General features: G+C 67.0%; 26 protein-coding genes. 6 read left to right on the forward strand and 20 right to left on the reverse strand.

The window, feature by feature from the left end; all coding sequences use genetic code 11:
- Nucleotides 1–17: 17 nt before the first annotated feature.
- Together fliR and nadC are read left to right on the forward strand one after the other, a co-directional pair.
- Nucleotides 18–803 (forward strand): flagellar biosynthetic protein FliR, encoded by a 786-nt coding sequence (fliR, locus tag AC3WRI_RS21275; RefSeq protein ID WP_011616678.1) that lies wholly within the window; start codon nucleotides 18–20, stop codon nucleotides 801–803.
- Between the two features lie 123 nt (nucleotides 804–926).
- The gene (gene nadC / locus AC3WRI_RS21280; protein WP_492294031.1) at nucleotides 927–1760 is read left to right on the forward strand and encodes a carboxylating nicotinate-nucleotide diphosphorylase; all 834 of its coding nucleotides are present in this window, start codon (nucleotides 927–929) and stop codon (nucleotides 1758–1760) included.
- A gap of 100 nt (nucleotides 1761–1860) precedes the next feature.
- Here nadC and AC3WRI_RS21285 read toward each other — a convergent pair whose 3' ends face one another.
- The gene (locus AC3WRI_RS21285; protein ID WP_010810401.1) at nucleotides 1861–2406 is read right to left on the reverse strand and encodes a MarR family winged helix-turn-helix transcriptional regulator; all 546 of its coding nucleotides are present in this window, start codon (nucleotides 2404–2406) and stop codon (nucleotides 1861–1863) included.
- Between the two features lie 354 nt (nucleotides 2407–2760).
- On the opposite strand from AC3WRI_RS21285, the gene phnN reads away from it, so the two are divergent.
- Both phnN and AC3WRI_RS21295 read left to right on the forward strand, forming a co-directional pair.
- A complete protein-coding gene (gene phnN, locus AC3WRI_RS21290; protein WP_011616677.1) occupies nucleotides 2761–4566 on the forward strand; it encodes a phosphonate metabolism protein/1,5-bisphosphokinase (PRPP-forming) PhnN in 1806 nt (601 codons plus the stop codon).
- A gap of 43 nt (nucleotides 4567–4609) precedes the next feature.
- A complete protein-coding gene (locus AC3WRI_RS21295) occupies nucleotides 4610–5602 on the forward strand; it encodes a tripartite tricarboxylate transporter substrate binding protein (RefSeq protein ID WP_010810403.1) in 993 nt (330 codons plus the stop codon).
- Between the two features lie 156 nt (nucleotides 5603–5758).
- On the opposite strand, the gene AC3WRI_RS21300 is transcribed toward AC3WRI_RS21295, so the two are convergent.
- Nucleotides 5759–6136 carry a TonB-dependent receptor domain-containing protein gene (locus AC3WRI_RS21300; RefSeq protein ID WP_492294033.1) on the reverse strand — a complete coding sequence of 126 codons (378 nt, stop codon included), beginning with the start codon at nucleotides 6134–6136 and terminating at the stop codon, nucleotides 5759–5761.
- Between the two features lie 127 nt (nucleotides 6137–6263).
- On the opposite strand from AC3WRI_RS21300, the gene AC3WRI_RS21305 reads away from it, so the two are divergent.
- Nucleotides 6264–7082, forward strand: a complete 819-nt coding sequence (locus tag AC3WRI_RS21305; RefSeq protein ID WP_492294035.1) for a hypothetical protein — start codon at nucleotides 6264–6266, stop codon at nucleotides 7080–7082.
- 90 nt (nucleotides 7083–7172) lie between these two features.
- On the opposite strand, the gene AC3WRI_RS21310 is transcribed toward AC3WRI_RS21305, so the two are convergent.
- Complete coding sequence (locus tag AC3WRI_RS21310; RefSeq protein WP_492294037.1) at nucleotides 7173–8402, reverse strand: RtcB family protein; 1230 nt, start codon at nucleotides 8400–8402, stop codon at nucleotides 7173–7175.
- Between the two features lie 75 nt (nucleotides 8403–8477).
- The gene (locus AC3WRI_RS21315) at nucleotides 8478–9443 is read right to left on the reverse strand and encodes a threo-3-hydroxy-L-aspartate ammonia-lyase (protein WP_010810406.1); all 966 of its coding nucleotides are present in this window, start codon (nucleotides 9441–9443) and stop codon (nucleotides 8478–8480) included.
- 336 nt (nucleotides 9444–9779) lie between these two features.
- Here AC3WRI_RS21315 and AC3WRI_RS21320 point away from each other — a divergent pair, with 336 nt between their 5' ends.
- A complete protein-coding gene (locus tag AC3WRI_RS21320) occupies nucleotides 9780–11231 on the forward strand; it encodes a serine hydrolase (RefSeq protein ID WP_492294039.1) in 1452 nt (483 codons plus the stop codon).
- Between the two features lie 110 nt (nucleotides 11232–11341).
- On the opposite strand, the gene dmpG is transcribed toward AC3WRI_RS21320, so the two are convergent.
- The 16 genes from dmpG to AC3WRI_RS21400 all read right to left on the reverse strand — a co-directional run bounded on the left by dmpG (nucleotide 11342) and on the right by AC3WRI_RS21400 (nucleotide 26156).
- On the reverse strand, nucleotides 11342–12406 hold the full coding sequence (dmpG, locus tag AC3WRI_RS21325; protein WP_010810408.1) for a 4-hydroxy-2-oxovalerate aldolase: 1065 nt from the start codon (nucleotides 12404–12406) through the stop codon (nucleotides 11342–11344).
- A gap of 17 nt (nucleotides 12407–12423) precedes the next feature.
- Complete coding sequence (locus tag AC3WRI_RS21330) at nucleotides 12424–13368, reverse strand: acetaldehyde dehydrogenase (acetylating) (protein ID WP_454749404.1); 945 nt, start codon at nucleotides 13366–13368, stop codon at nucleotides 12424–12426.
- A gap of 24 nt (nucleotides 13369–13392) precedes the next feature.
- A complete protein-coding gene (gene thmT / locus AC3WRI_RS21335; protein ID WP_255266301.1) occupies nucleotides 13393–13611 on the reverse strand; it encodes a 2-hydroxymuconate tautomerase in 219 nt (72 codons plus the stop codon).
- A complete protein-coding gene (gene dmpH, locus AC3WRI_RS21340) occupies nucleotides 13608–14396 on the reverse strand; it encodes a 2-oxo-3-hexenedioate decarboxylase (protein ID WP_492294041.1) in 789 nt (262 codons plus the stop codon). Before dmpH ends, thmT begins: the two co-directional genes overlap by 4 nt.
- A gap of 36 nt (nucleotides 14397–14432) precedes the next feature.
- Complete coding sequence (gene dmpE, locus AC3WRI_RS21345) at nucleotides 14433–15215, reverse strand: 2-oxopent-4-enoate hydratase (protein ID WP_011616672.1); 783 nt, start codon at nucleotides 15213–15215, stop codon at nucleotides 14433–14435.
- Nucleotides 15216–15224: 9 nt separating this feature from the next.
- Complete coding sequence (locus AC3WRI_RS21350; RefSeq protein ID WP_492294042.1) at nucleotides 15225–16679, reverse strand: 2-hydroxymuconic semialdehyde dehydrogenase; 1455 nt, start codon at nucleotides 16677–16679, stop codon at nucleotides 15225–15227.
- Between the two features lie 115 nt (nucleotides 16680–16794).
- Entirely contained in the window at nucleotides 16795–17730 is a 936-nt protein-coding gene (locus AC3WRI_RS21355) for a catechol 2,3-dioxygenase (protein ID WP_011616670.1), read from the reverse strand.
- Nucleotides 17731–17801: 71 nt separating this feature from the next.
- Complete coding sequence (locus tag AC3WRI_RS21360) at nucleotides 17802–18125, reverse strand: 2Fe-2S iron-sulfur cluster binding domain-containing protein (RefSeq protein ID WP_010810415.1); 324 nt, start codon at nucleotides 18123–18125, stop codon at nucleotides 17802–17804.
- Nucleotides 18126–18136: 11 nt separating this feature from the next.
- Entirely contained in the window at nucleotides 18137–19204 is a 1068-nt protein-coding gene (locus AC3WRI_RS21365; protein ID WP_011616669.1) for an NADH:ubiquinone reductase (Na(+)-transporting) subunit F, read from the reverse strand.
- Nucleotides 19205–19241: 37 nt separating this feature from the next.
- Nucleotides 19242–19601, reverse strand: coding sequence for a phenol hydroxylase subunit P4 (locus AC3WRI_RS21370; RefSeq protein ID WP_010810417.1), 360 nt, complete (start codon nucleotides 19599–19601; stop codon nucleotides 19242–19244).
- Between the two features lie 32 nt (nucleotides 19602–19633).
- Complete coding sequence (locus tag AC3WRI_RS21375) at nucleotides 19634–21154, reverse strand: aromatic/alkene/methane monooxygenase hydroxylase/oxygenase subunit alpha (protein ID WP_010810418.1); 1521 nt, start codon at nucleotides 21152–21154, stop codon at nucleotides 19634–19636.
- Nucleotides 21155–21189: 35 nt separating this feature from the next.
- Nucleotides 21190–21471 (reverse strand): MmoB/DmpM family protein, encoded by a 282-nt coding sequence (locus AC3WRI_RS21380; RefSeq protein WP_010810419.1) that lies wholly within the window; start codon nucleotides 21469–21471, stop codon nucleotides 21190–21192.
- Between the two features lie 32 nt (nucleotides 21472–21503).
- On the reverse strand, nucleotides 21504–22499 hold the full coding sequence (locus AC3WRI_RS21385) for an aromatic/alkene monooxygenase hydroxylase subunit beta (protein WP_010810420.1): 996 nt from the start codon (nucleotides 22497–22499) through the stop codon (nucleotides 21504–21506).
- Nucleotides 22500–22549: 50 nt separating this feature from the next.
- On the reverse strand, nucleotides 22550–22774 hold the full coding sequence (locus AC3WRI_RS21390) for a phenol hydroxylase subunit (RefSeq protein ID WP_010810421.1): 225 nt from the start codon (nucleotides 22772–22774) through the stop codon (nucleotides 22550–22552).
- Nucleotides 22775–23276: 502 nt separating this feature from the next.
- Nucleotides 23277–25004, reverse strand: a complete 1728-nt coding sequence (gene poxR / locus AC3WRI_RS21395) for a phenol degradation transcriptional regulator PoxR (RefSeq protein WP_011616668.1) — start codon at nucleotides 25002–25004, stop codon at nucleotides 23277–23279.
- A 156-nt stretch (nucleotides 25005–25160) separates the two neighbouring features.
- On the reverse strand, nucleotides 25161–26156 hold the full coding sequence (locus tag AC3WRI_RS21400) for a tripartite tricarboxylate transporter substrate binding protein (protein ID WP_492294044.1): 996 nt from the start codon (nucleotides 26154–26156) through the stop codon (nucleotides 25161–25163).
- Between the last annotated feature and the right edge of the window lie 22 nt (nucleotides 26157–26178).

Below are 26178 nucleotides of genomic sequence, written 5' to 3' on the forward strand. Positions count from 1 at the left end.
CCCCCTGACTCCCCGCCGTGGTCGAATTCACCTCAGCCCAGCTCTACAGCTGGCTCGCGGCGTTCCTGTGGCCTTTCTTCCGCATCCTGGCCCTGATCGGCACCGCGCCGCTGTTCGGTGAGTCCACCATCCCGCGCCGCGCCAAGATCGCGCTGTCCGCGATGGTCGCGGTGGTGGTGTCGCCCACCATCGCGCAGCTGCCGGTGGTGCCGGTGTACTCCTTCGGCGGGCTGATGATCATCCTCAACGAAGTCGGCATCGGCCTGGCCACGGGCTTTGCCATGCGGCTGGTCTTTGCCACCGTGCAGCAGGCCGGCGAAATCATCGGCCTGCAGATGGGCCTGTCCTTTGCCTCGTTCTTCGACCGCGCCGCCGGCGGCCAGACCATGGTGCTGTCGCGCTTCCTGAACCTGATCGCGATGCTGCTGTTCCTGGCGCTGGACGGCCACCTGCTGATGCTGGGCGCGCTGGTCGACAGCTTCAGCGGCCTGCCCATCGGCGGCACGCCGCTGTCCGCCGGCGGCGCCATGGCCGTGGCCCGCGCCGGCGGCATGGTGTTCTCGTCCGGGCTGCTGCTGGCGCTGCCGATGATCGCGGCGCTGCTGACGCTGAACCTGGCGATGGGCATCCTCAACCGCGCCTCGCCGCAACTGTCGATCTTTGCGGTCGGCTTCCCGGTCACGCTGTCCGGCGGCCTGCTGGTGCTGATGCTGGTAATGCCGCAGATGGGCACCTACATGCAGCATATGATCGGGGCGGGGCTGGAGGCGGTCGGGACGGTGCTGGGGCAGTTTGCGCGGTAGGTTTGCGCTTTATCTTAGATCTCGAATATTACTTGACATGGCGCCTGAAAGGGCTAGTATTGCGCCATGTACTTCGATCTCTAAGATTTATGAGGTACCGCAACCACCGTTCAGGAGCCCTTCATGTACGACATTTTCGCCACCGACAAGCTGATCGACCTCTGGCTGACCGAAGACATCGGCATCTGCGACTTGACCGTCCAGACCATGATTGAACCGGGAGAGACCGGCACCTTCTGCATGAACGCCCGCGAGCCGATGCTTATCGCCGGCATCGACGTGGCGGCACGCATCTTCGCGCGCTACGATCCGACGCTGTCGGTCGATGTGCGCGTCGCCGACGGCGACAAGGTTGAAAAAGGCGCGGTGCTGCTTAACGTGAGCGGCAATGCACGCAGCGTCCTGACGGCCGAGCGCACCGCGCTGAACATCATGCAGCGTCTGTGCGGCATCGCCAACCATACGGCAACCTATGCCCAGGCCATTGTCCATACCAAGGCGCGCCTGATCGACAGCCGCAAGACCACGCCGGGCCTGCGCGCGCTGGAAAAGCATGCGGTGACCTGCGGCGGCGGCCTGAACCACCGGCTGAGCCTGGACAACGGCGTGATGATCAAGGACAACCACATCGCCGTGTGCGGCAGCATCGCTGCCGCCGTGGCACGCGTGCGCCGCAAGCTGCCCGTGCTGACCAAGCTGGAAGTGGAATGCGACCGGCTGGAACAGGTGCACGAAGCACTGGCAACCGGTGTCGACGTGATCATGCTGGACAACATGTCGGTGCCCGACATGAAGGAAGCCGTGCAGATCGTCAACGGCCGGACCAAAGTCGAGGCGTCAGGCGGCATCCGCCTGGAAACGATCCGGGCCGTGGCGGAAACGGGCGTGGACTACATCTCCACGAGCAAGATCACCCAGTCGGCCCCTGCCGTGGACATCGGGCTCGACGAAGCCTGACACCCGCGGGGCTCAGGCCCCCTGACCGATTCACGCCTTCTACCCAAGGCATTCACCCTTGCCGTCTCGCCCGGCGAGGGTCTTTTCCGTTGCGGGTCGTCTACAGGTCCGAGAGCAGGCGCCCTACCTCCTGGGTGGACGGGACCCGCCGGCCATGTTCCGCCGACGCGGCTTCGTCGGCGACCAGCCGCTTCGCAATCGTGATCAGCACGCGGCGCGTGGTCAGCACGTCTTCTTCGCTCAGCCCTGCCACGCTGAGTTCATTCACCTCGGTCGCCAGCGGTTCAAGCTTGCGGCGCAGCCCGCGTCCGGTCTTGCTCAGGAACACATGCACCTTCTTCCTGTTGCCAGGAAGATGCGTGCGTTCCACGTAGCCCAGCGCCTCCAGCGCCTTGACTGCCGCAAACGTCGTCGGCTCGGTCACCCCGGCGCGTTCGCTCAGCTCTCGCTGCGACACGCCGTCATGGCGCCACAGGATACGCAGGATGGTCCAGTGGCCATACGAAACCGAATGTTCCGCCAGCCGCAGCTGCAGCGCCCGGATGTAGGCCCGGGCGGCATCCTTCACCAGGTGGGCAAGCCGTTCTTCATCGGCTTCATCCGCAGGCGTGATCGGGACCGGAGCATCCGGTTTCTTTGTGGCCATAGTCGTGAGGGAAAGTAGAGCGTATGCATGCGGCAGCGGACGGCCCGGTGCCAGCGACAGCGCACATGATAGCGCCTCCGGCGCTCGCACGCCGACATCACCGCTTCATCGGCCATGCCTCTCCATGTAGCGTTCACTCCATCAGTGCACGATGCCCGCAACCCATGCATGAGGCACCGTCACTGCGCACCCGTATCCCCGTGTTTTCCCCTACAAGTCCGCGAATCCCGCGTACACACTGGATTTGCGGGCGCTGGCCCGTTGTTTGCATTACCTTAGACATCGAACTTATCTTGACACCCCCCTGGCCGGTGCTAGCATAGCCACATAACTTCGACATCTAAGGTAATACTCATGAAGGCGACCGGCACATTCTTCTTTGTTGTGGGGCCCAGTGGCGCTGGCAAGGACTCCCTGATCGACGGTGCACGTGCCGCGCTCGACGGCGACTACGTTTTTGCGCGGCGCGTCATCACGCGTCCCGACGGGTCTGCTGGCGAAGAGCACGAAGGTGTCACGGAGGCCGAGTTCGCGCGGCGCCAGCGAAGCGGAGAGTTCCTGGTAACCTGGGACGCGCACGACCTGCGCTACGGATTGCCCAAGTCCCTGATGTGCGAGCTCGAACGCGGCCGCAACGTCGTGGCCAATGGCTCGCGCGGCGTCATCGCGGAACTCGCGGCGCGCTTGCCCCGTTTCGTGGTGGTCCTGGTAACGGCACCGCATGACGTGCTTGCCCGGCGCATTGCCGCACGCGGGCGGGAATCGGGCGACCAGGTTGCCAGCCGCGTGGCACGCGCGGGAGCTCCGGTGCCGCCACACGTCCCGTGTATCACGGTGTCGAACCACAGCACGCTGGAAGCAGGCACGGCACGCTTTGTCGAAGCCTTGCGCACCGGCACCAGGACATCCGCCGCCGAACGGCCGGCCAGCCGCACCAACCTTATGGCCAAGCTGCGCGGCGAGCCGCTCGACGAAGCGGCCTACGTTGCCGTGCTGCAGGACGCCATCGCCGGGCGCTACACCGAGGCCGAGCTGACCGAGTTCCTGGTTGCCGCAACCCGCACGCTCACGGACGAGGAAGTGGTGGCTCTGGCGCGCGCGCGTACCGCCTTCACACCCCGCATCGACTGGGACGAACCGGTAGTCGTCGACAAGCATTCGATGGGCGGCGTTCCCGGCAGCCGCATCACGCTGATCGTGGTGCCGATCGTCGCGGCCTACGGGCTGGCGATGCCCAAGACATCGTCACGCGCGATCACCTCTGCCGCCGGCACCGCCGATGCCATGGAGACCATCGCACGGGTCGACCTGGCGCATGAAGACGTGCGCCGATGCGTGGCCCAGGCACGCGCCTGCATCGCCTGGAACGGACGGCTGAACCATTCCGTGGTCGACGATGTGATGAACGCCATCACGCGACCGCTGCGGCTCGATTCGCGGCGCTGGTCGGTGGCGTCGATCCTGTCGAAAAAGTACACCGCCGGCGCCACCCACGTCATTGTCGACCTGCCCTACGGGCCGCAAACCAAGCTGGCAACACGCGCCGACGCCGAGGCGCTGGGCGCGCTGTTCGAACACGTCGGCAAGGGACTGGGCCTGCACGTACGCGCACTGGTCACGGACGGCAGCGGCCCGATCGGCCGCGGCATCGGCCCCGCACTGGAAGTGCGCGACGTCCGACTCGTGCTCGACAACGCTCCCGATGCGCCCGCCGACCTGCGCGACAAGGCCCTGCGCTTTGCCGGCGAAATCATCGCATTCGATCCCCGCGTGGACTCCCCCGAACACGGCATGCAAATTGCGGCGGCGCTGCTGCATGAAGGCAAGGCCAGGGCCGCGTTCGATCGCATCGCCGCCGCGCAGGGCGTCCGCTGCGATCCAGTGGCGCCGGGTACGCATACGCTGGTCGTTCCCGCCACCACGCGGGGCCGGGTGGCGGGCGTCGATGGCCTGCAGATTTCCGGCGTGGCGCGCGCCGCCGGCGCGCCGCGCGATGGCGGTGCCGGGGTCGACATGCTGTGCGCGATCGGTGCAAAGGTGGCGCCAGGGCAACCGCTCTACCGTATCCACTCGGACTCCGCTGAAGCGCTAGAGGCGGCTGCAGCACTGGTGCGCGCCGGCGGCGAGTGCTGCCAGGCGGTGCGTATAGACCCCGATTGACCGGCTTTCCCGCTTCCTTCACCCTAACCGACGAGGCATATCAATGAGACCCCTATCCGTCGTCAGCAGTCTGGCATCGCTCCTGTTTGTCGCAGGCAGCCTGGGCACCCTGCCCGGGCGCGCCGAAGCCAATATCGCCAGTACCTTCCCGCAAAAGCCGATCCGCATGGTGGTGACGTTCCCGGCCGGAGGGGGGACCGATTCTCTCGCGCGCCTGATCGGGGCCGACATCAGCAAGTCGCTGGGACAGCCGGTGGTGATCGACAACCGGCCCGGCGCCAGCGGCAATATTGGCGCCGAGTTCGTCGCCAAGAGTCCTGCCGACGGCTATACGCTGCTCATCGTCAACAGCAGCTTTGCCATCAACCCGAGCGTCTTCAAGAAGCTGCAGTTCAATCCCAAGTCCGATTTCAGCGCCGTCATCACCTTCGCTTCGGTGCCATCGGTGATCGCCGTGCCATCGCACTCGAAACTCCGCACCTTCAGCGACCTGCTGGCGGCGGGCAAGAGCCCATCACCCCCCAGCTATGCGTCGTGCGGCAACGGCACCCCGCAGCATCTGGCCGGCGAACTGCTCAAGGTCTCGGCAAGGATGGACATGCTGCACGTGCCGTACAAGGGTTGCGCCCCCGCCATCGCCGACGTGCTCGGCAACCAGGCCGATGTCAGCGTCAACACGCTGACCAACACCATCCCCTACCTGAAAAGCAACAAGCTGCGCGCGCTGGCCGTCACGTCGAAGGCACGCTCGCCGTTCCTGCCCGACGTACCCACCGTGAGCGAGCTTGGCGTGGCCGGCTATGACGTCGACCAGTGGTTCGGCATCCTCGCCCCGGCAAATACGCCGCCCGAGATCGTGCAAAGGCTCAACACGGAAATCGCCAGGGCCATCGCCAGGCCCGAGGTCAAGGCATCGCTGACGCAGCTCGGCTTTGCCACGACGACAAGCACGCCCGCTGAATTCCAGAAGCTGGTGAGCGCCGACATCGATCGCTGGCAGAAATTCACGACGAAGATAAATCTGCTCGTCGACTGACCCGGCTGGGGCACCGGCCAGGCCACAGCAGACGGATCCCCCGACTTCCCGTAGTACATCGTTGCCACGCGGGCGCAAGCCAGCCCCGTGAGAGCGCGTTCGTGCCTGCGGGATGGCCGCGACGATCCGGTGGCGCCGGGCCGCCTTCAGGCCGGATCAGAAGCCGACCGTCGCCGACATCATCAACGTACGCGGCTCGCCAATCGCGAGGCCGCCATAGCTGTCCACGGCCGCCCAATAACGGCGGTCGAACACATTGCGCAGATAGAGGCGAAGGGTCGCGTCTGTCCCGGCCATCCTGGTCCGGTAGCGCGCACCCAGGTCCATGCGCGTCCAGGCTGGCAAGCTCTGGGTATTGGCCTGGTCAACATACTGGCTCCCGGTGTAGGCAAGCGCGCCGCTCAGTGTCAGACCGGGCAGCCAGGCGGCATCCCATTCAGCGCCAAGGTTCACCTGCAGAGACGGGGCGCCGATGACGGCGCGTATCAAAAACGGAACCGATCTTGTTGTTTCGCATGTTTGCCGAATATACATGCTTGAAAAAACCGAGAAGAATCAAACGCGATGGCATGGATGGCATATTTGTTGCGGGAGCATTTTCGCGACGCCATCGTAAGCCAAGCCTTCCCGACAGCCTGGCATTTTGAGGATCGGCAGGAACGTGAAACCTGCGATTTATGCCAGAGCCTTCCTTTTCTGCCGCGGCGCGCCTAAAAAAATTTCGAATCCGGGGCACTTCCGTCAGGAGCCGGCGATGCCCAAGAGATTCTTATTTTTGTTCGCATTTTCGTTCTTACTTGGCAGCTGTGGCGGCGGCGGAGATGACGGCGGCAGCAGCGAGGCAGCGAGTCCGCCGGCGCAAACGCTGACAGTGCCGCTCACCACCGCCATGGCGGCGCTGGCGGCCAACGGCATAACCGCGAATTTTTCCATCTCCGGTTCAGTCGAGAATAAGCCAGTTTCAGGCTCAGGAACGCTCAACGCGGCGCCAGCCGATTCCGCCACGCTGAACAGCGCCGTTGTCCTGAAGACCACCGAAACCGTCATAGGCACAGTCATCACGAACGGAAACTCGGAGCCGTTTTCGGGCACCAGGTTAATCTTCAGAAACTCGGCAACCTTTGCCGTGGTCGCCATCGACCAGGGGGCGGATGGTTATGCGGCTTTCGCCGACTACACATTCCCGGCAACTGTAAAGGCTGGCGACTCCGGCCCGCTGGCAACCGCCACGATTTTCTCGGACAACACGCAAGCCGCGAAACTGGGCTCGCTCACCCAGTCCTTTTCCGTGGCACCCGATTCTGGGACCACGCTCCTCGTGACATTCCTCAACACAGAGTTCGATAACAGCAATGCCCGGGTCGGAGAGGAGGAAACCACGTTCCGGATCGACACCAGCGGAAACATCAGCTTTGTCTCGTCCAAGTCCACTTTCTTCGGTGCAAACGGACAACCGGTGGGCACGCTGATCTTCCAGTAGAGTGGCCCCGGCTGCAATGCCTCTGCGCAGGGCGGATTCAGTGCCGGATGCCCCTGCCAGAGGCCGCTCGGCGGCGAGGGCAACAGCCATTCAGCCTTTCACGCACACCACCTGCCGCAACGTGTGCACGATCTCCACCAGGTCAGCCTGCGCCGCCATCACCGCGTCGATGTCCTTGTACGCCATCGGAATCTCGTCGATCACCGCGGCGTCCTTGCGGCATTCGACCCCCTCGGTCGCATGCACCTGGTCGGCCACGGTGAAGCGGCGCTTGGCCTCGCTGCGGCTCATGGTGCGCCCCGCGCCGTGGCTGCATGAGCAGAAGGACTCCGGATTGCCCTTGCCGCGCACGATAAACGAGCGCGCGCCCATCGATCCCGGGATGATGCCCAGCTCGCCCACGCGCGCACTGACCGCGCCCTTGCGCGTTACCAGCACGTCGGCGCCGAAGTGATGCTCCTTCTGCACGTAGTTGTGGTGGCAGTTGACCGCCTCCAGCTGCGCCTGGAAGGGCTTGCGCAGCACGCGCTGCGCAGCGGCCAGCACCGCCTCCATCATCAGCTCGCGGTTGCGGCGCGCGTAGGCCTGGGCCCATGACACGGCGAAGATGTAGTCCTCGTAGTGCGTGGAGCCTTCGACCAGGTAGGCCAGGTCGCGGTCCGGCAGGTTGGCGAGGTGCTTGCGCATGTCCTGCTGCGCCAGCGAAATGAAGGTCGTGCCGATGGCATTGCCGACGCCGCGCGAGCCGCTGTGCAGCATGAACCAGACTGCCTGGGCCTCGTCCAGGCACACCTCGATAAAGTGGTTGCCGGTGCCGAGCGTGCCCAGGTGATTGCGATGGTTGGTGCGCGCCAGGTGCGGATACTTGTCGGTGATGCGGCGAAAGCCCGGCGCCATTTCGGCCCATGCCGCGTCAACGGGCGCCGGCGCCGAGCCCCAGGCCCCCTGGTCGCGCCGCCCGCCCTGCGCGGTGCGACCGTGAGGAACGGCGTGCTCGATCGCGCTGCGCAGCGGCCCGAGGTTGTCGGGCAGGTCAGCGGCGGTGAGCGAGGTCTTCACGGCCATCATGCCGCAGCCGATATCCACGCCCACCGCGGCGGGAATCACCGCGCCCACGGTCGGGATCACCGAGCCGATGGTCGAGCCCTTGCCCAGATGTACATCCGGCATCACCGCAAGATGGCGGAAGATGAACGGCATCCGCGCCGTGTTCAGCAGTTGCTCGCGGGCAGCGCCTTCCACCGGGACGCCGCGCGTCCACAGCTTGACCGGCTTGCCGGCGCCGGTGTCCAGCACGTCATAGTGGCGCTTGTCCGTCATGGCCGCCCCTGGCTTTGTCGTCGCGGATTGCAGGTTAGACGGCCAGGGCCAGTCCAGGATTCCCTGCCGCCCGACTCAGCCCAGCAGGAAGCTGCCGAAGGCGCCCAGGTCGACATTACCGCCCGAGATGATGATCCCCACGCGCTTGCCCTTCACATCCAGCTTGCCGTGCAGCACCGCGGCGGCGGCCAGGCAGCCGGTGGGCTCAGCCACGATCTTCATGCGCCCGGCGAAGAACTTCATGGTGTCGACCAGTTCCGCATCCGACACCGTGACGATGTCCGTCACCAGCTCGCGGATCACGGCAAAGGTGTGGTTGCCCAGGAACGGCGTCTGCGCGCCGTCGGCAATGGTGCGCGGGGTGTCGATGCGGACGATCTCGCCGCTGCGCAGGCTGCGCTGGCCATCGTTGCCGGCCTCGGGTTCGACGCCGTACACGGCACAGCCGGGCGACATCGCCCGGGCCGCCACCGCGCAGCCCGACAGCAGCCCGCCACCGCCGAGGCACACCACCAGCATGTCCAGCGGCCCGGTTTCCTCGAACAGCTCCTTGGCCGCCGTGCCCTGCCCCGCCATCACGTGCGGATGGTCATACGGCGGGATCAGCGTCATGCCGCGCTCGGCGGCGATGCGCCGGCCCAGCGCTTCGCGATCGTCCTGGTAGCGGTCGTACAGCACCACTTCGGCGCCATAGCCGCGCGTGGCTTCGATCTTGATCGCGGGGGCGTCCTGCGGCATCACGATCACCGCCTGCACGCCCAGCAACCGGGCCGACAGCGCGATCGCCTGCGCATGGTTGCCGGAAGAGAACGCCAGCACGCCGCCCGCCTTCTGCTGCGGCGTGAACTGGGCGATGGCGTTGTAGGCGCCGCGGAACTTGAAGGCGCCGATGCGCTGGAAGTTCTCGGCCTTGAAGAACAGTTGCGCGCCGGTGGCCACGTTCGCGGTGGCGGAGGTCAGCACCGGGGTGCGGTGAGCCGCCGCGCGGATGCGTTCGTGTGCGGCGGCGACGTCGTCGAAGGAGATAGGCAGGGCGGTCATGGCGGTGGCAAGGAGGCTGGGACCGGCCAGTTTACCCGCCCCGGGGCCACCTTGCAGCCAGGCCGGCCCGGCGTGGCGCTATGCCGCGGCCAGCCTGTGCGCCGCGCGCCGCTGCGTGGCCAGCGTATCGGCACCCCGGTCCGTGCTCCTGTTGCGCTGGCTAACGACGCGACGCGCCGAACTGATCCCTACGAGAGAGGGGCATGGCGTGGCCAGCAGGAGGAATGGCTGTCAACGCTGGGGATGTTGCAAGCAAGGCACAGTCACTTCGACCCGGCGATGACTGCGTCGCCAGGACATGGCAGCATACGGAGCCCATGCCCCCAGGAATGCCCCATGCTGAACGGATTCGATGCACTGGTCGAAGAGTCGATGGCGGACTGGAAGATCCCCGGGCTTGCGCTGGCCGTGATCCGCGACGGCGAGCCCGTCCTGATGCTGGGCTACGGCGTCCGCGACAGCGCCGGATCAGCACCGGTGACAACGGCCACGCAGTTCATGCTGTGCTCGATCACCAAGTCCTTCACCGCGGCCGGCCTGGGCCTGCTGGTGGACGAGCGCAGGCTGGACTGGGCCACGCCCGTGCGCGACCTGATCCCGGGATTCCGGCTGCACGATGCCGTCGCCACCGAGCGCATCACGGTGCGCGACCTGCTCTGCCACCACAGCGGCATGCCGCGCCACGACTGGCTCCATACCCCGGGTGACCTCGACACCGGCGAACTGCTGGCACGGCTGCGCCACCTGGCGCCCAGCCGTGACCTGCGCGAACGCTGGCAGTACCAGAACCTTGGCTACGTGATCGCCGGCCATGTGGCCGAGCGCCTCAGCGGCCAGCGCTGGGAGGACTTCACCGAGGAGCGCCTGCTGCGGCCGCTGGGCTTCTCACGCTTCGGTTTCTGCGCCGAGGCCCTGGCCGCCGCTCCCGACCACGCGCACCCGCATACGATGGTTGCAAGCGAGTGCTTGCGTGCGAACTGGTCCTCCATTGTGAAGCCGGCCGGTGGCCTCGCCACCTCGGTGGAGGACCTGGCGAAATGGATGCGCTGCCTGCTGGATGAAGGCAAGGTTGGCGGGCGTGCCCTGCTATCGCCGGCGATCGTGCGCGACATGATGACGCCAGGCGTGCATATCGGCATGTCGGAGTTCCCGGAGATCGGCGATCAGCATTACGGCCTTGGCCTCACGGTCGAGCAATACCGCGGCGAGCGCACGGTCTCGCACAGCGGCAGCTGGCTGGGCTGGGCGGCGCTGATGACGCTGATGCCATCCAGGCGTATCGGCATTGCGGTGCTGACCAACCGGGCACCCAGCGCGGTGACCGCGCTGCTGACCTATGCGGCCCTGGACCAGTTGCGCGACCATGCGCCCATCGACTGGCTCGGCCGCATGCGCGCCCGGCGCCAGGAAATGCTCGCGCAGCTGCGGGTCGACAAGTCGGCACGACAGGCGCGGCAACACACCGGCACCGCTCCCAGCCATCCGCTGCACGACTACGCCGGCGATTACTCCCATCCCGCCTACGGGCAGATCACCATCGATACCGATGGCGATGCACTCTCCTGGCGCTGGCGCGGCATGTCCGGCCAGCTCGCCCATCGTCATTACGATGTGTTCACCACCGCCGAAAAACCCGCCGAAATCCATCCCGACAACCTGGCCCTCACCTTCCTCTACAACCGGGAAGGCACCATCGACCGCATTGCGGCACCGCTGGAACCGCTGGTCGACGATATTGTCTTCCACCGCATGGCAAGCGGCGACGCGACCACGGCGGGGACCGACTGACGCGCAGGTTGCCGCGCAGCCGGCCCTGGCCATCGAGCGTGAGCGCCCGATGCTGGCGATCGTTGCGGCGCGCGCCGCGCCGGCGTCGCCCTGACCGCGCCTGCCGACGCTCAGGCCACCGCCGCCGACGGCACTGCCTGCCCCGCCTGAGCACTGCGCCGCGCCAGCAAATCCAGCGCCACATCCACGATCATGTCTTCCTGCCCGCCCACCATGCGCCGCCGGCCCAGCTCGACGAGGATGTCGACCGTGCCCAGGCCGTAGCGCGCCGCGGCGGCCTCGGCATGGCGCAGGAAGCTTGAATAGACCCCGGCGTAGCCCAGCGCCAGGGTCTCGCGGTCGACGCGCACCGGGCGGTCCTGCAGCGGGCGCACGATGTCGTCGGCGGCATCCATCAGCGTGTAGAGGTCGCAGCCGTGCTGCCAGCCCAGGCGTTCGGCGGCGGCGATAAAGACTTCCAGCGGGGCGTTGCCGGCGCCGGCACCCATGCCGGCCAGGCTGGCGTCGACGCGGTCGCAGCCCTCTTCCACCGCGACGATGGAATTGGCCACGCCCAGGCTCAGGTTGTGATGGGCGTGCATGCCGGTCTGGGTTTCCGGCCTGAGCACATCCTTGAAGGCGCGGAAGCGCTCGCGCACGTCCTGCATGCCCAGCGCGCCGCCGGAATCGACCACATACACGCACTGGGCGCCGTAGCTTTCCATCAGCTTCGCCTGCTGCGCCAGCGCCGCGGGCGTGGTCATGTGGCTCATCATCAGGAAGCCGACGGTGTCCATGCCGAGTTCGCGCGCATATTCGATGTGCTGGCGCGAGACATCGGCTTCGGTGCAGTGCGTGGCCACGCGCACCACGCGCGCGCCGGCATCATAGGCGGCGCGCAGGTCGTGCACGGTGCCCACGCCCGGCAGCAGCAGCGTGGCCACGCGGGCATGGCGCACGGTCTCGGCCACGGCGGCGATCCATTCCAGGTCGGTATGGGCGCCAAAGCCGTAGTTGAAGCTGGAGCCCGACAGCCCGTCGCCGTGCGCGACCTCGATCGAATCCACGCGCGCGGCGTCGAGCGCGGCCGCGATGCGGCGCACGTGCTCCAGGCTGTACTGGTGGCGGATGGCGTGGCTGCCGTCGCGCAGCGTCACGTCCGAGATGTAGAGCTTCTTGGTGGGTTGTGCGGTCATCTTTGTCTCCCTGCGGCTCATGCGGACAGCCGGGTCTCGGCCAGGCGCTCGGCGCAGGCCAGTGCGGCGCTGGTCATGATGTCGAGGTTGCCGGCATAGGCCGGCAGGTAATGGGCGGCGCCCTCCACTTCCAGGAAGATCGAGGTCTTGAGCCCGCTCATCGGTCCCAGGCCGGGGATATTCAATGGCGCCGACGCGGCGATACGCTCGAACTGCACGCGCTGCTTGAGCCGGTAACCCGGTACGTAGCCCTGCACTGCCTGCGCCATCGCTTCGACGCTCGCCGCAATTTCCGCTTCATCGCCGTCCTCCGACAACGTGAAGACCGTGTCGCGCATCATCAGCGGCGGTTCCGCCGGGTTGAGCACGATGATGGCCTTGCCGCGCGCGGCGCCGCCCACCGAGCACAGCGCCTGGCTGGTGGTCTCGGTGAACTCGTCGATATTGGCGCGCGTGCCCGGCCCGGCCGACCTGCTCGAGATCGACGCCACGATCTCGGCGTAGTGCACTCTGGCCACGCGCGACACCGCCGCCACCATGGGGATGGTGGCCTGGCCGCCGCAGGTGACCATATTGATGTTGGGGGCATCCAGGTGCTGGTCCAGGTTGACCACCGGCACCACGTACGGGCCGATCGACGCCGGCGTCAGGTCGATCACGCGCACGCCGTGCTGCTGCAGCACGCGGTTGTGATGCGCATGAGCACCGGCCGAGGTGGCATCGAAGGCGATGCGGATATCGCCGAAGCCCGGCATGCCGACCAGCCCGTCGATGCCCTCGGCCGTGGTCGGCACGCCCAGGCGCGCGGCGCGGGCCAGCCCGTCCGACGCGGCATCGATGCCCACCATGGCGCCCATCTCCAGGCTCCGGCCGTGGCGCATTACCTTGATCATCAGATCGGTGCCGATATTGCCGGAGCCGATGATGGCCACCTTGTGGCGGCCGCTTGCTTTCATGTCCATGTCGTTGTCCTTATCGCGTGGGCGTCAGCGGCCCAGTTCCGTGGCGGTCTTGCCGCCGATGCCGAACTGCGCCTTCGGTACTTCGGTGATCATCACGCGCACGGTTTCCACCGGTGCGCCCACCGCTTCGACCGCGGCATCGGTGAGCGCGCGGATCAGGCGCGCCTTCTGTTCGTCGGTACGGCCTTCGATCAGGAAGACCTGCATGATTGGCATGGTGTGTCTCCTTGCTACGCGGTTCAGGTGAAGCGCATCGATACCGTGCCCAGGTGCTGGTAGCGAACGGTGATGTTGTCGCCGGCCGCCACCGCGATGGCCTCGGTCACGCCGCCGGTCATGATGAAGGTGCCCGCCGGCAGCTCGCGCCCGCGCGCCCCAAGCATATTGGCCAGCATGGCGACGCTGCTGGCCGGATGCCCGAGCACCGCCGCGCCGGCCGCGGTGGCCACCACCTCGCCGTTCTTCTCCAGCACCACGCCCAGGTTCTTCAGGTCCAGCCCCTCGGCGCCGCGGTGCGTGCCGCCCACGACGAAGCGCGCCGACGAGGTGTTGTCGGCAATCACGCTCTTCAGGTCGAAGCGGAAGTTCTCGTAGCGCGAGTCGATCACCTCCACCGCCGGCACCACGAAGTCCGTCGCGGCCAGCACGTCGCCGATATGGCAGCCAGGCCCCTTGAGCGGCGCCTTCAGCACGAAGGCGATCTCGGCTTCCACCTTGGGATGGATCAGCGTGCCGGTATCGATGGCGGCGCCGTCCATGCAGGCGCCATAGTCGGTGAGGAAGCCGTACACCGGGTCGCTCACGCCCATCTGGCGCATCTTCGCGAACGAAGTCAGGCCCATCTTGAGCCCGGCGATGCGGGTGCCGCGCGCCTCCTTGCGCGCGCGGATGGCGTCCTGGATGGCGTAGGCGTCGTCCCAGTCCATGTCCGGGTATTCGTCGGTGATCTTGCGCACCGCCTCGCGCTGCAGCTCGGCGTTCTCCAGGTGCTCGGCGAGCCGGGCAATGGTGTCGTGTGTCAGGTTCATGGCATGTCCTGCGCTGAATTGAAAAATGGGTCGGGTTCAGACGAAGCGCACGCCGGCCGAGCCGATGCCGCCCAGGCTGATGCGCAGCTGGTCGCCGGCGGTTACGGGCACCATCGCGGCAAGAGAGCCGGACAGGATCACCTCGCCCCGCTTCAGGCCAATGCCCAGCCGGCCAAGCGTATTGGCCAGCCACGCCACCGCATTGACGGGATGCCCGAGCGCGGCCGCGCCGGCGCCGGTCGCGACGATCTCGCCGTTTTTCTCCAGCGTCATGCCGACCGTGCCCAGGTCCACGCTGCGCGGGTCCACCGCGGCATCGCCCAGCACGAACACGCCTGACGATGCGTTGTCAGCCACGGTGTCCTGGATGCGGATCTTCCAGTCGCGGATGCGCGAGTCGACGATCTCGAAGCAAGGCAGCACATAGGCGGTGGCGCGCAGCACGTCGGCATTGGTCACGCCCGGCCCCTCCAGGTCTTCCTTCAGCACGAAGGCAATCTCGCCTTCGGCCTTGGGCGCGATCAGGGTGTCGGCGGGAATCGCCGCGCCGTCGGGGTAGACCATGCCGGACAGCAGGTGGCCAAAGTCGGGCTGGCGCACGTCGAGCATGTCCATCACCACGCGGCTGGTCACACCGATCTTCTTGCCGACCACGCGCTCGCCGGCGTCGAGCCGATGCTGCACCATCGCCAGCTGGATGCGGTAGGCATCGTCGATGCTCAGCTCCGGCCATGATTCGGTCAGCGGCGCCACCGGGCGACGGGAGGCCAGCGCATGGTGCAGGCCGGCGCCGATCTCAAGGATAAGTTCGTTATGCATGACGGGACCTCACAGGCGGACGCAGACGTTGCGCAGCTCGGTGTAGAACTCGAGCGAATGGACACCGCCCTCGCGGCCGATGCCGGACTGCCTGGCGCCGCCAAATGCGGTGCGCAGGTCGCGCAGGAACCAGGCATTGATCCAGCAGATGCCAACGTCCAGCGCGCTGCCCATGCGGTGCGCGGTGCCGAGGTCGCCGGTCCAGACCGTGGCGGCCAGGCCGTACGGGCTGTCGTTGGCCAGCGTGATGACTTCCTCTTCGGTGTCGAACGGGGCGATATGGCAGCACGGCCCGAAGATCTCCTCGCGGATCACGGCGGCGCTTTCCGGCAGGCCGGTCCAGATGGTGGGCTGCACCCAGGCGCCTTCGGCCAGCGCCCCCGGCATCTGCGGCACGCCGCCGCCGGTGACCACGGTGGCGCCGGCCCCGGCGGCCTTGCGGTAGTAGGACAGCACCTTGTCGCGGTGCTCGTGCGACACCAGCGGGCCCATGTTCACGCCGGGCTCGGTGGGCCGACCCAGCTTCAGGCCCTCGGCCTTCGCCTTCAGCGCGGCGACAAAGCGCTCGAAGATCGGCCGCTGCACGTAGACGCGCTCGGTGCCCAGGCACACCTGGCCGCTGTTCTCGAACGCCGAGCGCGTGATGCCGGCCACGGCCTTGTCGAAATCCGCATCGGCGAACACGATGCCCGCGTTCTTGCCGCCCAGCTCGAACGACACCGGCCGCACGCCGTTGGCCGCTGCCTTCATGATGGCCTCGCCGGTGCGGGTCTCGCCGGTGAAGGTGATGCCGTTGACCTGCGGGTGCGCGGTCAGGAACGCGCCGGCCGAATCCGGGCCAAAGCCGTGCACCACGTTGTAGACGCCGGGCGGCACGCCGGCCTCGTTCATCACCTCGCCCAGCAGCGTCGCGGTGGCGGGGGTCTCCTCCGAGGGCTTGACCACCACGGTGTTGCCGCAGGCCAGCGCCGGCCCGACCTTCCATGTCATCAGCAGCAGCGGCAGGTTCCACGGGCACACCACGCCGATCACGCCGCGCGGGCTGCGCACCGCGTAGTTGATGGCCTTGCCGCCGTCGGGCGTGTCCATGGCAAAGCTTTCGGTCGGCACGTTGCGGATCAGGTCGGCAAAGACCTTGAAGTTGGCCGCGCCGCGCGGGATGTCGATATGACTGGCCAGCCCGAAGGGCTTGCCGGTATCGGCAATCTCGGCCTGCACGAATTCGTCGAAGCGGCGGTTGATGCCGTCGGCCACCGCGTGCAGCAGCTCGACCCGCTGCGCCACCGTCATGCGGCCCCACGGTCCCTGCAGCGCGCTGCGCGCGGCCCGCACCGCGGCGTCGACCTCGGCCTGTCCGGCCTCGTGCACGTGGCCGATCAGGCTGTTGTCGGCCGGATTGCGGTTCTCGAAGGTCCGCGCGGTGCCGACCCACTCGCCGTTGATGAAGTTCTTGAAGTCTTTCATGTTGTTTCTCTGGTATTGAAGCATTCGTGCACGGCAATCCTCCGCTCATCGATTGGGTGCTCCCTCTCCCGCAAGCGGGAGAGGGAGCAAACGAGCGGGAGGCGAGCGTTCGCGCTCAGGTCAGCACATTCAAGAACGCTTCGTTCAGCTTCCTGTCGTGGTAGAAGATCGCGCGCCCCAGCTCGTTATCGGTCCAGGTGATGGTGGGCTTGTCCGGGTAGTGGATATAGCCGCCGGAGAAGACCTCGTTGCGGTTGCCCGAGGGATCGAAGAAGTAGATCGTCGCGCCACGCGTAATGCCGTGACGGGTCGGGCCGATGTCGAGCGACACGTCCTTCTTGGAGATGATGTCGGCCGCCTTCAACACTTCGCTCCAGTTATCAAGCAGGAACGAGGCATGGTGGAAGCGGTTCTTCTCCGGGTGGCGGATAAAGGCAATGTCGTGCGCCTTGTTCGAGCAGGTCAGGAAGGCACCGATCAGCATCTCGCCGTCGGCCCCGGCCACGACCTGCTCGGCCAGAGAAAAGCCCAGCACGTCGCGGAACAACTTGACGGTGCCGTCGACATCGTCGCCATACAGCAGGCAGTGGTCGAAGCGGCTGGGCGCCATGCCGCGCAGGTCGTCCGGCCAGGGGTCGGGATTGAGGTCGCCGGTCTTGCAGCCAAGCTTGTCCTTGTCGGCAAAGAGTTCGATCGCATGCCCTGTCGGGATGGTGAAGCGAAAGCGCACGCCGGTATGCGGGTGCTCGCCCGCGGCGATCCACTTGCAATCGCTGGCCAGGCCGGATTGCTCCACCTCCTGCGCCAGCCGCTCCAGCGTGTGGCCGCTGTCGACGCGAAAACCCATGTAGTCCATGCCCGGACTGTCGGCCTCGCGCAGCACCACGCTGTGGTGGTCGTGCTCGTCCCATGCCTTCAGGAACACCCGGCCCTGCGCATCGCGCGCGGTTTCGATCAAGCCGAGTACCTCGGTGTAGTGTTTCAGCGCCGGTTCCAGCTCCAGCACGCGCAGGGCTACATGCCCCGGTCGCAATACGCCTGTCAATGCCATGATGGGTCTCCTGGTGTGGTGGGGTGGCGTTGTGTGGGTGCCACCTTCCTTGCTTGTGCTTCGTTTGCGTGCTACCGGCCCTGTTCGCGCCACCGCTGCTTTTCCAGGCAGCGCTGCAGCAGGGCCACCGGCCGCAGGCGGATATCGCTGTCCGGGTAGGTCTTGCAGGCCAGCACCAGTCCGTCGCGCTGCTCCGCTTCGGACAGGCAGGCGCGGCTCATCTTGCCGGCGTGAAAGTCGCCGGCTTCGATGCGGACCTTGCACACGCCGCAGCCGCCGCCGCGGCAGCCGGCGGGGATGCCGCGCTGGCCCAGCACTTCCATGGCCCGCAGCAGGTTCTGCTCCGCCGCGCAGGGGTAGCGCAGCCCGCTGCCGGCGATCTCGACGGTATGCATGGCCGGCCTCCTCAGATCTTGAACAGCGGACTGCGCGCGCTGTTCTGCGCATCGGCCGCGGACAGGAACTTCTCGGTGTGGATATCCGCCTCGAACAGCCGGCCCTGCATCAGCGTGCGGATGCAAGCCTCGATCATCGGCGGCGGCCCGCACAGGTAGGCCTTGTGGCCGCGGAAGTCGGCATTGCCGTCCTGCGCGTAGAGCTGGTGCAGCACGTCATGCACGTAGCCGCGCGCGCCGCTCCAGCCGCTGTCGGCGGGTTCGTCCGACAGCGCGGGCACGTAGCGGAAGTTGGGGTGGGCCTGCGCCAGTGCCTGGAACTCGGCGTCGTAGTACAGCTCGCCGCGGTTGCGCGCGCCCTGCACCAGCGTCATCGGCAGGGTCTCGCCGGCGGCCAGCAGGTCCAGGATCATCGCGCGCGGGCTGGACAGGCCGGAGCCGCCCGCGAGGAACAGCATCGGCACCTGCGCCGACTTGCGCACGAAGAAGCGGCCATAGGGCGCTGAGAACGACAATTCGTCGCCGACCGCCAGCTGGTCGTGCAGGTAGCCGGTGGCCTGCCCGTCCGGCACGCGCCGCACGTGCAGCTCGACCAGCTCGTCGCCCGGCGCGTTGGCCAGCGAGAACGCACGCGGCTGGTCGCAGCCCGGCACGTTCAGGTTGACGTACTGACCGGCCTGGAAGGTCGTGCGTCCACCATCCTTCACACGCAGCCAGATGCCCAGGATGGTGGGCGTCAGGGCGCGCGTCTCGACAACTTCGGCGCGATAGTCGGCCAGCGGCAGGCCCAGCGCATCGGCGTCTTCCTCGATGTCGGCCTCGATCACCAGGTCCGACTGCGCGGTCGCGCAGCAGGCCAGGCACTGGCCGTTGTCGCGCTCGAAATCCATCAGCGCGAAGCTGGAGGCCTCGCCCTGCTCGACCTCGCCGTCCACCACCTGCACCTTGCAGGTGGCGCACAGCCCGTGGCAGCAGGCATGGGGCAGCCACACGCCGTTGCGCAGGCAGGCGTCCAGCACGGTCTGCCCGGGAGCGATGGGGATGGTCTGCCCGATCGGTTCAATGGTCAGCGAATACATCTTGGTCTCCTTCCGGTGGTGCGTTCGACCATGCGCCTCAGCTGCGGCTGCCGCCGATGCCGTCCAGCCCCGGCGTGCGGAAGCGGATCACGTCCTTGTGGCCCAGGCCGTTCTCTTCCAGCGAGCGGTCCAGGTCGGGCTGCCAGGGCTGGCCGCCGCGCAGCCACTGCACCTGGCCCCAGTCGATGCGGGCAAAGTCGGGGTGGTAGCCGTAGACGCCGGGCAGCACCTTGTCGACCACGTCGCGCAGCGGCATCGACGGCGGGAACGGGAAGCAATGCGGCGCGCAGAACAGCAGGTGGCCGTCCCAGCCGATATAGAGCAGCCGGTTGCCGTGGAACACGGCCTCGCGGTCGGCCGCCTCGAAGGCGTAGTCGCCGATGGATACGACGGGCATGGTTGTCTCCTTGTCTTGTGATGGGGGCCGCTTCAGGCGGCGTCCGCGGCAGGCCCGATGCCCTTCCACGCGTTCCAGTTGCGCTGGTCCTGCGAGCCCTCGAAGTCGAGGTTGTCAGCGCCCGGGTTCAGCCGGTACCACTTGAGCACGTCCTCCAGCGTGGCGCCGCCGCAGTTGCCCTGGTAGATCTGGTGCACCGGCAGCCAGGCCTGCGCGTACTTGGCGGGCTCGTCGTCGAAGATGTCCTTGCAGCCGTCCGAGCAGAAATGGAACTTCATGCCGTGGTAGCTGCTTTCGCGGTAGCAGGTCTGGGTCGGGTCGTCCGGCTCCGAGAACACCATCGGGATCTGGCAGGTCTGGCACAGCATCGGCAGCGTGGTGTTGTAGAAGCGCTCGCCGGCCTGCTGGCGCTCCTGCCAGTGGTCCAGGCGCGGCTTGTAGTAGCGCTCGAAGGTCTGGGGGTACTTCTCGGCCAGCCATGCCATCTCGTCGGCCTTGGGCACCCAGGTGTGGAAGCCGGCGGCGCCCGCGTAGTTGTAGAAGGTGGCCCAGGCCTCGTGCGTGATGCGGTCCTTGGTCCTGGTGGCCACTTCGTGGTACTTGGGCATGCGCAGGCCGTAGCGCTCCAGATCCTTGAACAGGGCCCCGCCCGCCTGCTCGAAGTACATCTCCCAGGCCTCGGCCCACGACATCACGCGCTTGGGCAGCATGTAGTCCATCATCATGCCGACCAGCGTGAGCAGTCGGAAGCCGCGCCAGAACCACTTGTCCAGCCACTTCTGCAGGATCGGGATATTGCCGGGGTCCTGCTCGCACAGGAACTTGACCACTTCCAGGCCCAGCGTCATGTGGCGCGACTCGTCGGACTGCGCGGAGAAGCCGAAGGTCACCGTGGCCATGTCGCCGTTGTAGGCGGCGCCGGACATGAACGGCATGAACAGCAGGTTGGTCAGCACATACTCGAACGAGAACGAGATCGCGGTGATGAACTCGAACGGCCCCGCGCTCATCGCGTCCTCGAAGTAGGACTTGGGCACCGACAGGTACCAGACCCGGTCGTGCATGTGGCGCCATTCGCCAAAGCCGTGGAAGTACTTGTTGTAGACCGACAGCGTGTGCAGCTGGGTCTGGGCGTGGCGCAGCTCGTCGACCGACTGCATCTGCGCCGCCACGCGCGCGCCGGCGCCGCGGAAATGGCGGCCCAGGTGCGCGTAGCCGCGGTGGGCGGCGTATTCCAGCGGCGTCACGCCGGTCAGGAACAACCGCAGCGCGTTCAGGTAGCGCGGGTCGGATACGTTCAGGTGGCCGTTGTTCTGCACGAACGAGTCGATGATCGCGTACAGCTTGCGCTCCTTCTCCGACTGGTACTTCCAGTAGGCATCCATGGTCATGCGGAACGGGTCTTCCCATTTGTCCCAGTCGTGGATGCGGATGCCCTCGTACTTGTCGAACGGGAAGACCTTGTCCATCGGCTCGTAGGTCGTTTCCCAGGCCAGGTCCCGCGTCATCGAGGCGTACTTCTCGCGCAGGTTGAGCTTCTTGCGTGCGTCCATGATGTCTCCGTGATGTTCTGTGTGCCGCTGCCCGGTCAGGCGTTCCAGCGCAGCGTGAAGGCGTCTTCGTCTTCGTCGATGTTTCCGCACAGCGAGATCAGGTTCAGGTGGATCTCCTGCAGGTCCCAGTCGCGGCCGAGCTTGCCGGCCACCAGTTCGCGCACGATGGTCAGGTGGCCGGGGGCGTCGATCTTGACCATGGCGGGAAACTGCGACACCACCGCATGCGGGTTGGCCTCGGTGATGGCGTCGATGATGGGTCGGGTGTCGTCGTTGTTCTGCAGGGCGATATAGACGTTGGCAGCGGTGGCTGACATGGCGTGTCTCCGTGGGGTACGTCGTGGGCGGATCAGGCAGCCAGGCCGAGCCTGCCCAGGCGGACTTCGAACTGCTCGCGGCACAGCGCCACCATCTGCGCGCCGTCTTCGCCGGTGAGCGCATCGGCCACCGGCACCAGCGCCTGCGCCACCTCGGCGCAGGCGGCGCGCGCCCAGCCCGACAGCAGCGCGCGGTTGGCGTCGGACTCGGCCGCTGCGGCCTGGATCACGGCATCGACCCAGCGTGCGTGCTCGTCGCGCCAGTCGTTCATGAATTCGGTCAGCACCGCCAGCCCGGTGCCGCAGGCGCGCGCGATCACCGCGTCGGCATGCTGGTAGACCAGCGGGTAGAGCAGTCCGTCGAGCACCAGGTTCTGTGCGACGAAGGTCTCGAACCAGTCCCCGGTGACAAAGGTGTGCTCGACAAAGCGGCGCAGCGGCTGCCACGCGGCGCTCTCCAGCCAGGCCACCCTGGCCCGCTCCAGCGCCACGCCGGTATTGCCGTCCAGCAGCATGCCGATGCGCGACAGGTATTGGGCGATACCCAGGCGGTCCATCGCGCAATAGGTGCAGGCCTGCGTGATGGCCGTGCCCCAGCCATAGTCGGCGCAGTAGAAGTTGTTCATGTTGGCGCCCCACTCCACATGGCGCAGCGGCAGCAGGCCAACGGCCAGGCGTTCCTGCCATTCGGCCGGCAGCGCCTGCAGCAGCCCGCGCTTCTCGACGAAGGCAAAGCTCTTTTCGGTTGCATCCTGCTGGCGCCCACGCGCGGTCACGTAGGCGCCGTAGTAGAACTGGCGCGGGTCCTTCAGCGCGTACCAGTCCTGCATCACGATCGCCGTGCGGCGCTTGTCATACAGCTCGAAGCCTGGGTCCCAGGTGGGGCGGTAGTGGAAGTTCACCTCAGACTGCACGTCGTAGGTCGCCTCCTGGTAGCGCGACGCCGGCTTGTCGCCGAAGCGGCGCGCGACATGGCCGTAGGTCTGGCGCAGCGGCTGGATCTGCTGGGTCTTGATATCGACTTGCATCGCTTGGTCTCCTGTATCCCTTCTCTCTTTGTGATGCGGTGGCTGCGGCGTCAGTCGTCGGCTTGCGGCTGCGGCGCGGTTTCCAGCGGGGGCAGGAAGCGCACGCGGTTGACGCAGCAGAAGGCTTCGAACATCGGTTCCGGCATGATCAGTTCGACGTTGAGCTCCGGGTCGGCCACGCTGAAGGCGAACTGCACAAACCCTTCGGGGGTGCGGCCCTCGACCCGCACATAGCGCGGCGTGGCTTCGAACAGGGGAACCGACGGGGTGTTCATGGCGCGCTCCGTTGCGTTGGCTGGACGCAGGCCTTACTGCGAAGACCGTGCCAGCAAGCGCGAAGCGTTGTGGGACAAGGGTTACGGGGAATTGGCGATGGCGAGCGTGCGCGTTAACCCGGAAAGGTCCGCGCGAAACGCATCGATGAATTGATGAAGCTGCGCACAGGTCTTGATCAAATGATCAAAAGCCGCGCCGGGCGGGCGTTTGCGGGCAGCGAGCAGATGCGGATGGGATTGCCCTGCGGCGCAGCAGCGTGCGTGGGCAACCTGGGTGAGAAGACTTGATCTGGCAGGGAAAAATCGCTGGCGCGGTGCAGCATCGGGCAACTTCGGGCCGATGCGCGGCCCGGAGGGGCTGCATCAAATGATCAAGTGGGGAAGAAGCTGGAATTCGAGGCGCTTGGAAGACGCGATCGATGTTGATGACCACCGGCGCGCTCCCTCTCCCGCAAGCGGGAGAGGGGAGCAAACCCTCGGCACTTGAGGCGAGGAAACGGCGTCAGTTACCGTTGCCGTGCCCGTTACCGGCACGCGTACCGCGCATCTTCCACCGATACGCCAGCTGCGGCCGCGTAATGCCGAGCAACCGCGCCGCCTGGCTCATGTTGCCGTCGGCGCGCTGCATGGCCGCCTCCATCAGCACGGTCTCGACGTCGCCCAGCGCCAGCTGCTGCTCTGACATCTGGTCCAGCAGCGCATGGACCGCGGCTTCGCGCAGGTCTGGCAAGGTGCCGCCCGCGCCCAGCCGCGGCGCGGTATCCACCACCGGTGCCACGGTGCCCGGCAGGAACAGGTGGTCGGCCGTGATCTGGCCGCCCTGGCTGGCCAGGATCACGCCGCGCTCGATCACGTTCTCCAGTTCGCGCACATTGCCGGGCCAGTCATAGTGGCGCAGCTCGGCCAGCGCGCGGTCGGTGATGCCGACGATGCGCTTGCCGTGGCGCGCGCCGTAGCGGGCCACGAAGCGCTCGGCCAGCGGCCGGATGTCGTCCAGGCGCTCGCGCAGCGGCGGGATCGTGACCGGGTAGACGTTGAGGCGGTAGTACAGGTCCTTGCGGAAGGTGCCCTGCTTCACGGCTTCGGCCAGGTCGACATTGGTGGCGGCCACCAGCCGCACATCCACCTTGCGCGTGCCGGTGCCGCCCACGCGCTCGACCTCGCCTTCCTGCAGCACGCGCAGCAGCTTGGACTGGGCCGAGGCGGACAGCTCGCCCAGTTCGTCCAGGAACAGCGTGCCGCCATGCGCACGCTCGAAGCGCCCGGGGCGCGACTGGCTGGCGCCGGTGAAGGCGCCCTTTTCCACGCCGAACAGCTCGGACTCGATCAGCTCATCGGGAATCGCCGCGCAGTTCACGGCAATGAAGGGCTTGTCGGCGCGCCCGCTCACGCTGTGCAGCGCCTGCGCGAACCGCTCCTTGCCCACGCCGGTCTCGCCCAGCAGCAGCACCGTCACGTTGCTGGCCGCGGCCCGCTGCAGCAGGCCCCAGGCGGCACGGAAGCCGGGCGAGGTGCCGACCAGGTCGGCCGGCGTGGCCGGGGTGCCCTGCAGCGCGCGCAGGTGCTCTACCTCGCTCTGCAAGGCGATGATGGTTTCGATCACGGGATCGGGCTGGTACAGCGCCAGCGCCTGCGTGCCGTCTTCCCAGGCTTCCACCGGCTTGCCGATGATGCGGCAGTGCGGATGGCCGCAGGCGATGCACTCGACCTCGCGGTACAGGATGGTGCGCCCCATCAGCGCCGAGGTGTAGCCGGTGGCGTAGCCGATCTGCATCCAGCAGGCAGGCTCGTCGACGATGCCGAACAGCTGGCGGTGGACGTCGCCCTCGAAAGAGTCTTCCCACAGGAATTCGCCATCGTAGATGCCGGCGGCGATGTCGATGTCGACCTTGACCGGCGTGACCCGCACCACCCCCTCGATGGTATGCAGGCAGGGCCCGATCTCCAGCTGGCCGAAGTCGCTGTGGCCGGCGCGCAGCTTGCGCGCGACCTCCGCATCGCGCATGCCCGAATGGAAGCCCATGCGCATGAACAGGCCGCGCGCGCGCTCCATGCCCAGGGTGTCCACCAGTTCCTTGCGCAGCGCGCCCAGGGCGGCGGTATGGATCAGGATCATGCGCTGCTCGTCCAGCCAGATCGCACCCTCCTCCATGGCGAAGCGCAGGCGGCGGGCAAGATCGGCCAGGCCATCGCGCATGGTGGCCGAGAACTTGTCGGTTGAACTGCTCATTGTCTCCCCTCAGTGCCGGCGGGTGATCCGCTCGAGTGTGCCTTTCGGCTGGCATCTTACGCACATTATGTGCCAGGGAGACGGGGGCAGGGCAATGACATTCCCCCGGAGCATTTCCGGGGGCGTCTCCCTATGAACCGCGTTGGTCCGGGCCGCTCAATCCGCCCGGATACCCCGCTGGCGGATCAGCACACCCCACTTGTCGGTTTCCTTCGCCAGGTGCTCGCGCAGCACCGCCGGCGAACTGCCGATCGGCTCGGCGCCGATCAGCGCCAGCCGCTTCTGCACCGCAGGCTTGCGCAGCGCCTCGAGCATGGCGCGGTTGAGCGTGTCGATGACCGGCTGCGGCGTCTTCGCCGGCACGAAGGCGGCGAACCACGGCGACAGCTCATAGCCCGGCAGGCCGGCCTCCGCCACCGTCGGCACGTTGGGCAGCGCGCTGGAGCGCTTGCTGGTGGTGACCGCGATCGCCGTCAGCTTGCCCGATTCGATATGCGGCCTGGCCGAGGTGATGCTGTCGAACATGTAGTCGACCTGGCCGCCCAGCAGGTCCGTCATGGCCGGGCCGCTGCCCTTGTAGGGGATATGCAGCATGTCGACGCCGGCCATCGAGGTGAACAGCTCGCCTGCCAGGTGGATCGAGGTGCCATTGCCCGCGGAGGCATAGGTGTACTTGCCCGGCGCCGCCTTGGCGTGCGCCACCACGTCCTTGACGGTGCTTTCCTGGCGCCGCGCCTTGCTGGCCACCAGCACGTTGGGCACCACCGCCAGCAGCGACACCGGCGCGAAGTCCTTGACCGGGTCGTAGCTCAGCCGGCCGTACAGCGCCGGGTTCACGGCCATGCCGTTGGCAACGATGATCATCGTGTAGCCGTCGGCGGGCGCGCGCGCCACCAGTTCGGCGCCGATATTGCCGCCGGCGCCCGGCCGGTTCTCGACCACGATGGCCTGGCCCAGCGTGCGCGACATGTCTTCGCCCAGCGTGCGCGCGATATTGTCCATGGCACCGCCCGCGGGGAACGGCACGATCCAGCGGATCGGATGGTCGGGATAGGCCGCGTGCGCGGCCGGCGCTGCGAACGACAGGCCGGCAGCCAGTGCCAGCGCCCCTGCGCGGCCGGTGCTTGCCAGCCGCTGGAATAACGTTTTCATAGTCTCCTCACTGCTTGATGCG

This window comes from Cupriavidus sp. FW305-27 (genome assembly GCF_058787995.1).